This window comes from Roseivivax marinus (assembly GCF_900109705.1).
GTDB lineage: Bacteria > Pseudomonadota > Alphaproteobacteria > Rhodobacterales > Rhodobacteraceae > Roseivivax > Roseivivax marinus.
Map to the genome: position 1 here is coordinate 224,941 of NZ_FOAI01000006.1, position 14,040 is coordinate 238,980.

The following is a 14,040-nucleotide window of genomic DNA, read 5'->3' on the forward strand; positions in this document are numbered from 1 at the left end:
CCTCCGCACCGAGCCGTGGACCCTCTCCTCCTCCCTTGGGGTTCTCGGAACCAGCGACGGCGCCTCTCCTCCTCCCTGGCGTCGTCGCACCGAACACAGCGGACCCGGATGCCCGATGCATCCCCCTCCGCACCGAGCCGTGGACCCTCTCCTCCTCCCTTGGGGTTCTCGGAACCAGCGACGGCGCCTCTCCTCCTCCCTGGCGTCGTCGCACCGAACATCGCCGGGCCCTGCGCCCGGCAGAGACGAAGGCCCGCCTCCTCCTCCCTGCGGGTCTTCCATTCGGGCGGTGGCGCCCCTCCTCCTCCCTTGGCGCCACCGCTCCGACCCCTCCCCGAGACGACAGACGCGGCGACGCTTTTCCTTCCCGCCCCGCTTCGCTAGATGGTGCCCGACACGCGCCTTCGGGCGAGACGACAGACGGGGGCCGGACAATGGCGATGGACAAGACCTTCGACGCGAAAGAGGCCGAGGCCCGGCTTTACGCCGCCTGGGAAGAGGCAGGCTGTTTCCGCGCCGGCGCAAACGCGACCGACGGGGCCGAGAGCTTCAGCATCATGATCCCGCCGCCGAACGTGACGGGCTCGCTGCACATGGGCCACGCGTTCAACAACACGCTGCAGGACATTCTCGTGCGCTGGCACCGGATGCGCGGGCACGACACGCTCTGGCAGCCCGGTCAGGACCACGCGGGCATCGCCACGCAGATGGTCGTCGAGCGCGAGCTGGCAAAGGATTCCGCGAATGCCACCCGCCGCGAGATGGGACGCGAGGCTTTTCTCCAGAAGGTCTGGGAGTGGAAGCAGCAGTCCGGCGGCACCATCATCACCCAGCTCAAGCGGCTGGGCGCATCCTGCGACTGGGATCGCAACGCCTTCACCATGTCGGGCGCCCCGAACGCGCCCGAGGGCGAAGAGGGCAACTTCCACGACGCGGTGATCCGCGTCTTCGTGGAGATGTATGACAAGGGCCTGATCTACCGCGGCAAGCGGCTGGTGAACTGGGACCCGCATTTCGAGACGGCGATCTCGGATCTCGAGGTCGAGAACGTCGAGCAGCCCGGCCATATGTGGCACTTCAAATATCCGCTCGCGAACGGTGCGACCTACACCTATGTCGAGAAGGACGCGGACGGGAACGTGCTGTTCGAGGAAGAGCGCGACTACATCTCCATCGCCACAACGCGCCCCGAGACCATGCTGGGCGACGGCGCGGTCGCGGTGCATCCCTCGGACGAGCGGTATGCCCCGATCGTCGGGCAGCTGTGCGAGATCCCGGTCGGCCCGAAAGAACATCGCCGCCAGATCCCGATCATCACCGACGAATATCCCGATCCGGACTTCGGCTCGGGCGCGGTCAAGATCACCGGCGCACACGACTTCAACGACTATGCCGTTGCCAAGCGCGGCGACATTCCGTGCTATCGCCTGATGGACACCGCCGCGCGGATGCGGGCGGACGGCGCGCCCTATGCCGAGGCCGCCGAACTGGCGATGGCCGTGGCCAAGGGCGAGCGCGGCCTGTCGGAGAACGAGGCCGACGCGGTGAACCTCGTGCCGGACGACCTGCGCGGCCTCGACCGGTTCGAGGCGCGCGAGGCGGTCGTCCGCCAGATCACCGACGAGGGCCTCGCGGTCATGGTCCCGCCCACCGATCCGCGACTCGGCACCAAGCCGCCCGCCGCGCCGGAAGAGGGCGGCGAGCCCCGCGACGAGCAGCTCGTGCCCCTGGTCGAGTCGAAGCCGATCATGCAGCCCTTCGGCGACCGCTCGAAGGTGGTGATCGAGCCCATGCTCACCGACCAGTGGTTCGTCGACACCACGAAGATCGTCGGCCCCGCCCTCGACGCGGTGCGCGACGGCACGGTCCAGATCCTGCCCGAGCGCGACAAGAAGGTCTATTTCCACTGGCTCGAGAACATCGAGCCCTGGTGCATCTCGCGCCAGCTCTGGTGGGGTCACCAGATCCCGGTCTGGTACGCGCCGAACCCCTCGGGGGGTGCCGACTGGATGCGGGTCTGCGCGGCGTCCGAGGCCGAGGCGCTGGAGGAGATTCGCCTCCTCTGGGGCGAGGACACCGACCTGCGTCTCGTCGCGGACGAGCGCGAGGCGGCCGAGCTGTTGCAGGACCTCGTGGGCAACCTCACCGACGAGGGCGCGATCCGGCAGCCGCAGTCGCCCTCCATCGTCCCGGTGTTCCGCGACCCCGACGTGCTGGACACGTGGTTCTCGTCCGGTCTCTGGCCCATCGGCACGCTGGGCTGGCCCGAGGACACCGACGCGTTGAAGCGCTACTTCCCGACCTCGGTGCTGGTCACCGGCTTCGACATCATCTTCTTCTGGGTCGCCCGGATGATGATGATGCAATACGCGGTGGTCGGCGAACGCCCCTTCGATACGGTTTACGTCCATGCCCTCGTCCGCGACGAGAAGGGCAAGAAGATGTCCAAGTCGCTGGGCAACGTGCTCGACCCGCTGGACCTGATCGACGAGTACGGCGCCGACGCGGTGCGCTTCACGCTATCTGCGATGGCGGCAATGGGTCGGGACCTGAAGCTGTCCAAGGACCGGATCGCGGGCTACCGCAACTTTGGCACCAAGCTCTGGAACGCCTGCCGTTTCGCCGAGATGAACGGTGTCTTCGGCGCGGATGTGCCCGAGTGGGTTGCCACGCCCGCCCCGACGCAGACCGCGAACGCGTGGATCGTCGGCGAGACCGCGCAAATACGCGCCGAGACCGACGCCGCGCTCGAGCAGTTCCGCTTCAACGACGCGGCCAACGGACTCTACGCCTTTGTCTGGGGCCGGGTCTGCGACTGGTACGTGGAATTCGCCAAACCGCTGCTCGACAGCGAGGACACCGCCGTGCAGTCCGAAACCCGCGCCACCATGCGCTGGGTGCTCGACCGGTGCCTGCTCATGCTGCACCCGTTCATGCCCTTCATCACCGAAGAGCTTTGGGGCACGCTGGCGGAGCGCGACACCATGCTGGTGCATGGCGACTGGCCCGCGGACGATCCCGCGCAGCTGGTGAACGAGGACGCCGCCCGCGAGATGTCGTGGGTGATCTCGCTGATCGAGGGCGTCCGCTCGGCCCGCGCGCAGATGCGGGTCCCGGCCGGGATGCACGTCGCGATGCTGGTCAGCGGCCTCGACGCCGCCGGCCGCGCCGCTTGGGAGGCCAACGCCGCTCTCATCAGCCGCACGGCCCGGATCGAGACGCTCGACGAAGTGGACACGTTCCCCAAGGGCACGGTCACGATCCCCGTGGGCTCGGCCACGTTCGGCCTGCCCCTCGAGGGCCTGATCGACCCCGCCGAGGAAATCGCACGGCTGGAAAAGCAGAAAGCCAAGCTTTCCAAGGAGATCGGAGGCCTCGAAGGGCGCCTCAAGAACCCCAAGTTCGTGGAGAGCGCGCCGGACGAGGTGGTCGAGGAAGCGCGGGAGAACCTCGCTGCGCGTCAGGAAGAGATGACAGCGATCGATGCCGCGCTCGACCGTCTGCGCGAACTCGGCTGACACTCCAGCTCCGTCGGGCGCCCGCGACGTGTTTGTCGGGGGCGCCTTTGCAGGAACATGGCTATCGTTGGCGCACTGCCGTTTGCATGTGAACTTCCGTCCTTCTATGTAGCGGATGATTGACAGGACGGAGGTCAACCTTGCTGGACATGCGTGCCGGCACCGATGTGCGCCCCGACGCGGCCGATGTTCGGCCGCAGGGTTTCCGCGCGCGTCTGGCCGCCGAGACATGCGGCGCACACGAGGCGACGGAGCGTGACTTCGTGGCGATCGAGGCCGATCCGGCCGCGGCCCTGCCGGATTTCCTCGCCGCCAGCCGCCTTGCGATGCGCGCATTGTCGGCGGCCCGCGATGGCCGGCCGGTGGACGAAGAGGCCGACATTCTCGACCGGCTGGTCGACGCGCTCGAACACGATTGCAGGTCCCATGGGCAAGCCCCTCTGCCCGATCTGCCGTGCCCAGAGCCGCTCGACACGCTGGCGGTCGGCTACCTGGTGCTGGGCTCGCGCCTCGGCACCGAGGTGCTGTCCCGCAGAACGCGGGCGGCAGGGATTGCCCTGCCCCGCAGCTTTACGATTTCGATGCCCAAGGGAACGTGGCGCGCCTTCTGTGCCCGGCTCGACGGCATCGACCCCGACGCCCCCCGCGCGGACCGCATCGTGAGCGATGCCCGCCGGGGCTTCGACCTGCATCGCGCGGCGGCGGCGCGCGTTCGGTCCCAGACAAAAGATCGGAGACCATGAGCGAAACGCCCGCCGCGGGGGCCCCGACGCCCTCCCAGCCCGACAGCGACCAGATCGTCGACCTTGGAAACTGCGACCGTGAACCGATCCACCTTCTGGGTCGGGTGCAAAGCTACGGCGCGCTGATCGCGGTGTCGCACGACTGGATCGTCCAGCACGCCTCCACCAACCTCGCCGATATGCTCGGCGTCGCGGAAGCCGCCGACCCGATCGGACGGCCGCTCACCGAGATCCTGCCCGACGAGGCGCTGCGCATGGTGCGCCAGCGCCTGCGCGCACTCGAGCAGGGCACCGAGTCCACCCGTATCTTCGGCTTCGGCCTGTATGATCGCACCTTCGACGTATCGGTGCACCAGTCCGGCCGACACCTCGTGATCGAGTTCGAGCCCGCGGGCGGCGGCGCTGACGGCGACGCGCTCGCCGAGACCTACCCCCTGATCCAGCGGGTGCGCGAGGCCCGGACCATCGAAGCCGCGGCGCAGGAAGGGGCCCGCGCGGTCCAGGCGCTCGGCGGCTTCGATTCGGTGATGGTCTACCAGTTCGCGCGCAACAAGTCGGGCGAGGTCATTGCCGAGAGCCGGATCGGCCGGTCGCCAAGCTACATGGGCCTGCGCTTTCCGGCGTCGGACATTCCCGCGCAGGCACGCGCGCTCTACACCCGCTCGCTGCTGCGCCTGATCGCGGACGTGGACGATCCCGGCGCGGCCGTGCTGCCGGCCCGGTCGCCCGAGGGCCAACCGCTCGATCTTTCGCTGGCGGTGACCCGGGCGGTGTCTCCGATCCACATCGAATACCTGCGGAACATGGGCGTGAAGGCGTCGATGTCGGTTTCGATCGTCAAGGATGGCGAGCTCTGGGGCCTTTTCGCGTGCCACCACCGCACGCCGCGTCACGTGCCGTTCGAGAAGCGGACCGCGATCGAGCTCTTCGCGCATCTCTTCTCGTACGAGCTGACCCGTCTCCAGGAGCAGCACCGCACCGAAACCGAACGCCGCGTGCGCGACCTTCAGGCCCAGTTGATGCGCCGCCTCGCGGACGGGCGTGACCTGTCGGACAGCCTGATGTCGGTGTCCGAGGCGATCGGACGCGTGATCCCGCATGACGGCCTCGTGCTGATGAGCGACGGCGAGATCACCCGCAGCGGCAATGCGCCCACCGAGGACGAGATGATCCCTCTGGCGCGGTTCCTCAACACCGCTGCCTCGAGCCGGGTCTTCACCACCGACGCGCTGTCGCGCGAACACGGCCCGGCCGAGGCCTACGAGGATCGCTGTTCCGGCCTGCTGGCCATCCCGATCTCGCGCTCGCCGCGCGACTACCTCGTGCTGTGCCGCCGCGAACAGAGCCGCACGGTGACCTGGGCGGGCGAGCCCGCGAAGGCGGTGACGCCGGGACCGAACGGCGTCCGCCTCACCCCGCGCAAGAGCTTCGAGGCATGGCAGCAGGTGGTGCGCGGCCAGTCCGAGCCGTGGACCGACGAACAGGTCCGCGCCGGTGAAATGCTGCGCGGCCTCCTGCTCGAGGTCTTTCTGCGGATCACCGACACCGCTCACTCCGAGCGCAAGCGGTCGCAGGAGCGGCAGGAACTGCTGATCGCGGAGCTGAACCACCGCGTCCGCAACATCCTCAACCTCATGCGCGGCCTGATTTCGCAGTCGCGGCGCGAGGACACGACCCTCGACCGGTTCGCCTCGAGCCTCGACGCGCGCATCCAGGCTCTGGCCCGTGCACATGACCAGCTGACCCGCCGCGACTGGGCGCCGGCCTCGCTGAACGAGCTGATCCGGCTCGAGGTCGCGGCCTACGTGCAGGACGTCCAGCGTGCCAAGCTGACCGGTGCCGATGTGCTCATGGTGCCCGAGGCCTACAGCGCCATGGCGCTGGTGTTGCACGAGATGGTCACGAACTCGGTCAAGTACGGCGCGCTCAGCGTCGCCGAGGGCCGCGTGGCGATCCAGCTGTCGCGCGATGCGGCAGGCGCGGTGCAGATCGACTGGACCGAGACCGGCGGACCGGCGGTGCAGTCGCCAAAGCGTCGCGGCTTCGGCAGCGCGATCATCGAGCGATCGATCCCGTTCGAGCTGAACGGCGAGGCCGATGTCGACTACCGCGTGACCGGCCTGACAGCCCGTTTCCGCGTCCCGCCGCGCTACCTGTCGGAACCCGAGAACGTCGTGCATCTTCAGCGCGTGCCGAGCGGGGCCGACAGCGCCGAACCCAAGATCGACGGATCGGTGCTGGTGGTCGAGGACGCGATGATCATCGCGATGGACGCCGCCGACATCATGCGCGACTTCGGCGCCTCGGACGTCCGCATCGCAGGCAACGTCCGCGAGGGACTGCGCGAGGTCGAGCGCGAGTCGTTCGATGTGGCCGTGCTCGACGTGAACCTCGGCGGCGAGCAGTCCATCGCGGTCGCCGAGGCGCTGGCCGAGAGGGGCACGCCGATCATTCTGACCACCGGCTACGGCGAGAAGGAGGATCTGCGCGACCTCTACCCGCCGTGCCTGATCGTCCAGAAACCGTTCTCGAACGAGACGCTGGGCCGTGCGCTGGTGGAACTGGGCCTGACCCGCTGATCTGGGGGGCCGGGCGGCATCGCGCCCGGCCCCTGCCCCTCAGCCAATGTCGAGGAACCCCTCGGCGCCGCTCAGGGCGGGCGCCGCGCTGAGGGCGTCGATATCAGGGGCACGCGGGGCGAGATCGGGCTGCGCCGCGATCAGAGCCTCGATCCCCGCCGCCACCGAGTGCAGTTCCGCGTCGCCGTGGCGCTTACCGATGATCTGGAGGCCAAACGGCATTCCGTTCGCGTCGCGTCCGCAGGGCACCGTGATCGCAGGGTGGCCCGGGATCGTCGCGGCGTAGGCCATGGCGAGCCAGTGGTAATAGCTTTCGGTCTCGATATCGTCGATCCGCCGCGGCCAGAACTCGTGCCAGTCGCGCGGGGTGACCGAGACCGCCGGCGCGATCAGCACGTCGCAGGTCTCGAAGAACGCGCGCCAGCGGCGATGATACTCGCCTTGCAGAACCAGCGCCTCTGCTACGTCCGCGGCGCTGTAGCCACGGCCCTCGATCACGTTATCGGTGACGTTGGGCCCGACCAGTTCGGGCGTCTCGTCGACGAACTTGGCGTGGGTGGCCAGGAACATGGTCGCCCGCAGCACCGAGAAGATGCGATCGGCGCCACGGCAATCGGGCGTGCGCTCTTCGAGCACGCCGAAGGCCGGGGCCAGAACCGAGACGCCCGCGCGGAACGCCTCGCGGGTGGCGCGTTCCACCGGGGCGAAGCCGAAATCCTCGGTCGTGGCCACGCGCAGGGCCGACAGATCGCGCGGTTGCAGGACGGCAAAGTCGCCCGGCTCCCACGGCGTGCGGCCGTCCAGGACCGGGGTAAAGGGATCGTCGCCATCCGGCGCAGCCATGACCGACAGCATCAGCGCGGCATCCGCCACGCTGCGCGCCATCGGTCCCGAGGTCGGCTGCGGCAGGAGAGCGGTCGCCCGCGCGGGGCCCGGCACCACGCCCGCGCTCGGGCGGAATCCGACCACCCCGCAATAGGCCGCGGGCGTGCGGAGCGAGCCGCCGAGGTCCGAGCCGGATGCGAGCGGCGCGTAGCCGCAGGCCAGTGCCACCGCGGAACCGCCCGACGAGCCGCCGCAGTTGCGGGTGACGTCGTGGGGGTTCGCGGTCACGCCGTAAACGCGGTTGCGCGTGTTGGCGCCCGCGCTCCATTCGGGATTGTTGGTCTTGCCCAGAGGCAGCGCGCCCGCCGCGCGCAGGCCAGCCACCAGCCGGTCGTCACGCGTGGGCACGTTCTTCGCGAAGATCTCCGAGCCGAAGGTGGTCGGAAGGCCCGCCACGTCGTTCATGTCCTTGATCGCCACGGGCAGGCCGTGCAGCGGCCCGAGAGGCTCGCCCCTTGCCTGCGCGGCATCGGCGGCGCGGGCGCCTTCGATCACCCTGTCGAAATCGCGTGCCACGAGCGCATTGACCGCGTGGTCCACCGCCTCGACCCGCGCGATGCAGGCGCGCGCCAGTTCCTCGGACGACAGCGCACGGCGCCCGATCAGCGCGCGCGCCTCCACGGCGCCCAGGTCGGCGGGATCGGTCTTGGTGGTCATGTCGCGTCCTCCGCCACCGCGTCGCCCCACGCGGTCATGGTTTCCGTCATTCCCGAACGCGTGGCGCCGTCGTCCATGACCGCCGCGGGGCACGCGTATGGATAGGGCAGCATCGCGCGGCGTGCGGCCGTCACCGGGGCGACCTCGGCCAGCGCGGCCTGCACCTCGGGCGAGAGGCGGGCGTCGGCGACGATGCCGGTGCCGCCCGAAACATCGATGCGCGGGTGCGCGAAGGCGCTCTCCAGGTCCATGCCGAAGTCGGCCACCATCGACGCAAGCTGCGCGACCGCCGAGACGATCTTGCGCCCGCCCGAGGCGCCGAGCGCCACGCGACGCCCGCTCGCCTGCCCAAGCGCCGGGCAGACGTTCATCAGGCAGTCCGCGCCGGGCGTCAGCGAGTTCGGCCGTCCCTGCGCCGGGTCGAACCACATGATGCCGTTGTTCATCAGGAACCCGGTCGACGGCGAGACAATGCGCGACCCGAACAGCGACAGCAGTGTCTGGGTATGCGCGACCATGTTGCCGTCGCGATCCACGACCGAAAAATGCGTGGTCGAGCCGGGCGCGACCGGCACCTCGCCATCGTGGCCCATGCCCGCCAGGCGGTCGCGATAGGCCGAGAACAGGGCCCGCGCCCAGGCGGGATGCGCGGTATCTGCGCTGTCGAGCGTTTCGGTCTCGAGATGCGCCAAGGCCGCGGCGAAGGTCGGACCCGCGGTCAGGCCCGGCATCACGTGGAAAAGCGCGTCGCGGTAGGGCACGGAGAGAGGGGCGTGGAACGTCGCGCGGTTGCCGGCAAGGTCGGCATCGCTGAGATAGCCGCCCTTGGCACGCACGTCCGCCGCCATCGCCGCACCCAGATCGCCGCCGTGCATCGCCGACGCCCCGTCCCGGGCGATGATGTCGAGGCTGTCGGCCATGCGCGACTGGTCGAGCCTGTCTTCGGCCAGCGCGGTCCATGCGAAGGGTCGCGGCCACTGGCCGTCGGACAGGAACATCGCCGCGGCGTCGGAGTCGCGGGCGAGATCGCGGGTCGCGGTCGCGATGATGAGTGCGGCATACCAGTCCACGACCATGCCCCGGCGGGCGTGCTCGATGGCCGGTTGCAGCAGATCGCGCCACGGCAGCCGGCCCCAGCGCGTGTGCGGCGCCTCCAGCCCGTCCACCATCGCCGGCACGGCGACCGCCTTGGCGCCGACGACATTGCGGTCCTCGACGACCCGGTCCCACGGGAAGAGATCGCCCGCCACGCCTGCGCCGGAGAGCGGGAAGTCCGCGAGCGAAAGATCAGCGGGCGCGCGCATCCCGAAGTTCAGCGCGTGCGCCTCGCCGGTGTCGGCGCGCCAGTGCATCGCCGCGCCGCCGCCGGCGGGTCCGGACATCCACGGCTCCAGCACGCCGCAGACGAAACCGCAGGCCGCGGCCGCGTCCACCGCGTCGCCGCCCGCCCGCAACACCTCGGCGCCGGCCTCGGCGGCCAGCCGGTGCTGCGACGCGACCACGCCGCCCTTCGTCCGCACCACGTGCTTGCGGACCTCCATCGTGCGGGACAGGGCCTCTGACATCAGGCGCCCAGCCTGCAGTAGAGCGCGGCGGCGAGCTTGGCCCGCTCGACGAGGCTGTCGACGAAGATGTGCTCGTTGAGGGTGTGCAGGTCCTTGCCCCGCACGCCGATGGAATCGAGCGTCGGAATCCCGAGCGCGCCGGTGAAGTTGCCGTCCGATCCGCCGCCCGCCGAGGCGCCGGTGATCTCGATCCCCAGCTCTCCGGCAATGTCCTGCGCCAGCGACAGCATCGCCATGGTGCCGGGCTGGTCCGGCTCCCACACCGGGCGGGTCACGCCGCGGCGCACTTCCATGATGACGTCGCCGCTGTCGTCGTTCAGCGCCATCATCCTGGACACGCCCTCGTCCAGAAGCTCCTGCGTCTTGGCCATGCTCAGGACCTCGGCATCGCAGACCGACGAGACGCAGTTGACCCACTGGCCCGCGTGGAAAACGCCCAGCGAGAACGTGCAGTCGTCGGTGGTCATGCCCTCGATCTGGCCCACCGCCTTGGCCATCCTGGCGATGGCCGACCGTCCCTCGGCCAGCTGCCAGCCGGCATGGCTGGGCTTGCCCCTGGTCTGCAGGTCGAAGCGCGCGATGGCGTAACGGCCGATCACCGCGCCGCCGTCGGGGCGCGCGGGCTCGGGCACGAGGATGTAATCGTGACGCTTGGCCTCGGTTTCGATCAGCTCGCGGGTCGAGGGGGTGCCGATCTCCTCGTCGGGCGTGAACAGCACGGTCACCGGCAGCGGCGTCTCGACACCCGCGGCCATGAGCTTGCGCAGCGCATCGAGGTAGACGTAGTTGCCGCCCTTCATGTCCATCAGGCCGGGGCCGTAGCAGATGTTGCCGTCCCGTTTGAACGGCAGCTTCGACAGCGTGCCGACCGGGTGCACGGTGTCCATGTGGCCCAACAGGAGGATGCCGCCCTGCCCCATCTTCGGGTGCGGCATGGTCGCGCGTACGCTGTCGCCGCAGCCCATCCGGCCGGGGATGCGCTCGGTGATCGCGCCAAGCGCGGCCAGCTCGTGCTGCACGAGGTCCATCATGCGGTTGACGGCCACCGGATCGAAGGTCGGGCTCTCGGTCTCGATCCAGGGGCAGAGCCCCGCGAGCATCTCGTCGGCGTCGAAGGGCAGATCGAGGGGGTTCGTCATGGTCGGGGCTCCTGTGCCCGGCGGCGCGCGGAACGCGACCGGCCGGGATATTCGAGTATTTGTGAACGAGAAGAAGGTGGGGGCGTCGCGCGCGCCCTCTCAGCCTCCGGAAACCGGCAGCCGGGTCTCGACGATCCGCGCGTAAACCGAGGCCCCCACCGGCAGGATCGCGTCGTCCAGCACGAAGGCCGGATTGTGCAGCGGGATCGACCCCGCGTGCCCGACCCGGCAATACGCGCCCGGCACGACCTTGAGCATGTCGGCGAAATCCTCGGACCCGGTCATCTGGTCATCGGTGAGCGAGGCGCTCTGCCCCACCACGTCGGTGGCTGCGGCGACGTAGGCCTCGGACAGGTCGGGGTCGTTCATCAGCACGTCGAAGACATTGCGGATGTCCACGTCGATCTCGACGCCATATGCCTGCGACAGGCCGGCGCACAGCTCGCGGATGCGCTCGGAGGCCATCTCGATCACGTCGTCGTGGAAGTAGCGCACGGTGCCGGTGATCGTCGCGCTGCCCGGCACGACGTTGTAGGCCGAGCCCGCGTTGAACGTCGTCACCGACAGCACGATCGGCTTCGTGGGCGGGGTGTTGCGGCTGACCACGCTCTGCAGTTGCTGGACAAGCGCCGTGCCGATGACGATGGGGTCCTTCGACTGGTGCGGCATGGCGGCGTGGCTGCCGGTGCCCTTCACGGTGATGTCGAAGAAGCACGCTCCGGCCATGCCCGGTCCCGGTGTCACGGTGACGATGCCCGGCTCGGAGTTCGGATCGTTGTGCATCCCGTAGATCTCGTCGCAGGGGAACTTCTCGAAAAGACCCTCGGCGATCATCCGGCGCGCGCCGCCGAGGCCTTCCTCGGCGGGCTGGAAGATCAGCACGGCGGTGCCGTCGAAGTCGCGCGTCTCGGCGAGGTAGCGTGCGGCGCCGAGCAGCATGGTGGTGTGGCCGTCATGGCCGCAGGCGTGCATCCGGCCCGGGTTGGTCGAGGCGTAGGGCACGCCCGAAGCCTCCTCGATCGGCAGCGCGTCCATGTCGGCGCGCAGGCCGACGCGACGGTTGCCGCCGCCGCTGCCCTTGATGATGCCGACGACGCCGGTGCCGCCGATGCCCTCGTGGACCTCATCGACGCCGTAGGCGCGCAGCTTTTCCGCGACGATGCCCGAGGTGCGGGTTTCCTCGAAGCCCAGCTCGGGGTGGGCGTGGAAGTCCTGCCGGATCGCGGTCAGGTCTTCGGCGAACGCCTCGATCTTGGGGATGACGCTCATGCGGTGGCTCCTTGTGCGGTGGGCGCGCCCGAGAGCGCGCGGAAGTTGGCGAAGTCCCAGTGCCGGCCCGGCGCGGCCTCGATCAGGCTGCGCGTATAGGGGTGGCGGGGGTCCGAGAGCACGGCGCCCGCGGGCCCCTGCTCGACCACCTGGCCCTTCTGCATGACCACGACCTCGTCGCAGATCTGCGCCGCGACGCGCAGGTCGTGGGTGATGAACAGCATCGCGATGCCGAACCGCTTCTGGACGTCCTCCAGAAGCTCGAGCACCTGCGCCTGAACGCTGACGTCGAGGGCCGAGACCGCCTCGTCGGCGACCAGCAGATCGGGCTGCATGGCCACGGCGCGCGCGATGGCGATGCGCTGGCGCTGCCCGCCCGAGAACTGGTGGGGGTAGCGGTCCAGCGCGTCGCGCGGCAGGTCCACCAGCTCCATCAGCTCGGCGGCGCGGGTCATCGCCTCGTCCTTCGAGGTGCCGAAGTTGATCGGCCCCTCGCAGAGCGAGCGCGCCACGGTCCAGCGCGGGTTGAGCGAGCGATACGGATCCTGGAAGACGATCTGCAGATGCTTGCGATGCGGCTGCAACTGGCGCCGCGACAGCTGCGAGATCTCGGTTCCGGCCACGCGCACCTCGCCGCCCGTGGGGTCGATCAGGCGCATGATGCAGCGCGCGACGGTGGACTTGCCGGAGCCGCTTTCGCCCACGATGCCGAGCGTCCGGCCCGCGGCGATGGTGAAGGTCACGTCCTGCGCGGCGTGGACACCCTCGGACTTCCTGAACCAGCCGCCGCCGCCATAGGTCTTGTCGAGCCGGTCGACGGTCAGCACGTCCTCGGCGGCGGCCTCGCTGCGGGGCGGACGCGGAGCGAGGTTCGGCACCGCCTCCAGCAGCTTGCGAGTGTAGTCCTCCTGCGGGTTGGTCAGCAGCTCGCGGATCGGCGCGCGTTCGACGATGCGGCCCTTCTGCATGACGCTGACCGTATCCGCGATCTCGGCCACCACCCCCATGTCATGGGTGATGAACAGCACCGCGGTGCCGTGCCGCTCCTGCATCTCGGCGATGAGCTTGAGAATCTGCAGCTGCGTCGTCACGTCGAGCGCGGTGGTCGGCTCGTCCGCGATCAGCAGGTCCGGGTCCAGCACCAGAGCCATGGCGATCATGATCCGCTGGCGCTGCCCGCCCGAGAGTTGGTGCGGGAAGGCCGAGTAGACGCGTTCGACGTCCGGCAGGTGCACCTGCTCCATGATGTCGAGCGTGCGCTTCTTGGCCTCGGACTGGGACAGATCGGTGTGCATGTTCAGCACCTCCTCGATCTGCTCGCCCACCCGCAGCACCGGGTTCAGCGCGGTCATCGGCTCCTGGAAGATCATCGCGATCCGCCGGGCCCGAAGCTCGCGCATCTGGTTCGGCGTGGCGTTGGTGATCTCGAAGCCTTCGAGATCGATCAGCCCGCCCTGCACCTCGAGCGCGTCCTTGGGCAGGAGGCCCATGGTCGCCAGCGACGTCACGGACTTGCCCGAGCCGCTTTCTCCGACGAGGCAGTGCGTCTCGCCCGCGCGGATGTCGAGGTCGATCTCGTTCAGGACCGGCTGCGCGGCGGGACGGCCGGTCAGGCCGACCTTGAGGCGCCGGATCTTCAGCACGCGCTGCTTGTCGGTGAAATCCTTGGACTTGAACTCCATCGC

General features: G+C 69.4%; 8 protein-coding genes. 3 read left to right on the forward strand and 5 right to left on the reverse strand.

Annotated features, from left to right (window positions below):
• Positions 1–434: 434 nt before the first annotated feature.
• The 3 genes from BMX29_RS09790 to BMX29_RS09800 all read left to right on the forward strand — a co-directional run bounded on the left by BMX29_RS09790 (position 435) and on the right by BMX29_RS09800 (position 6,840).
• Positions 435–3,518, forward strand: coding sequence for a valine--tRNA ligase (locus BMX29_RS09790; protein ID WP_092812293.1), 3,084 nt, complete (start codon positions 435–437; stop codon positions 3,516–3,518).
• A gap of 140 nt (positions 3,519–3,658) precedes the next feature.
• Positions 3,659–4,261: a heme oxygenase-like domain-containing protein gene (locus tag BMX29_RS09795; protein ID WP_139196975.1), complete on the forward strand. Its 603-nt coding sequence runs from the start codon at positions 3,659–3,661 to the stop codon at positions 4,259–4,261.
• Positions 4,258–6,840 carry an HWE histidine kinase domain-containing protein gene (locus BMX29_RS09800; protein WP_092812297.1) on the forward strand — a complete coding sequence of 861 codons (2,583 nt, stop codon included), beginning with the start codon at positions 4,258–4,260 and terminating at the stop codon, positions 6,838–6,840. Before BMX29_RS09795 ends, BMX29_RS09800 begins: the two co-directional genes overlap by 4 nt.
• A 39-nt stretch (positions 6,841–6,879) precedes the next feature.
• Here the strand turns inward: BMX29_RS09800 and BMX29_RS09805 are convergent, their stop codons facing one another.
• From BMX29_RS09805 to BMX29_RS09825, 5 genes are all read right to left on the reverse strand, one after another.
• On the reverse strand, positions 6,880–8,382 hold the full coding sequence (locus BMX29_RS09805) for an amidase (protein WP_092812299.1): 1,503 nt from the start codon (positions 8,380–8,382) through the stop codon (positions 6,880–6,882).
• Positions 8,379–9,947, reverse strand: a complete 1,569-nt coding sequence (locus BMX29_RS09810) for a gamma-glutamyltransferase (protein WP_092812301.1) — start codon at positions 9,945–9,947, stop codon at positions 8,379–8,381. Before BMX29_RS09810 ends, BMX29_RS09805 begins: the two co-directional genes overlap by 4 nt.
• On the reverse strand, positions 9,947–11,086 hold the full coding sequence (locus BMX29_RS09815; protein ID WP_092812303.1) for a M20/M25/M40 family metallo-hydrolase: 1,140 nt from the start codon (positions 11,084–11,086) through the stop codon (positions 9,947–9,949). Before BMX29_RS09815 ends, BMX29_RS09810 begins: the two co-directional genes overlap by 1 nt.
• 99 nt (positions 11,087–11,185) lie before the next feature.
• Positions 11,186–12,355 (reverse strand): M20 aminoacylase family protein, encoded by a 1,170-nt coding sequence (locus BMX29_RS09820; RefSeq protein ID WP_092812305.1) that lies wholly within the window; start codon positions 12,353–12,355, stop codon positions 11,186–11,188.
• A complete protein-coding gene (locus tag BMX29_RS09825) occupies positions 12,352–14,037 on the reverse strand; it encodes an ABC transporter ATP-binding protein (RefSeq protein ID WP_092812307.1) in 1,686 nt (561 codons plus the stop codon). Before BMX29_RS09825 ends, BMX29_RS09820 begins: the two co-directional genes overlap by 4 nt.
• Positions 14,038–14,040 lie beyond the last annotated feature (3 nt).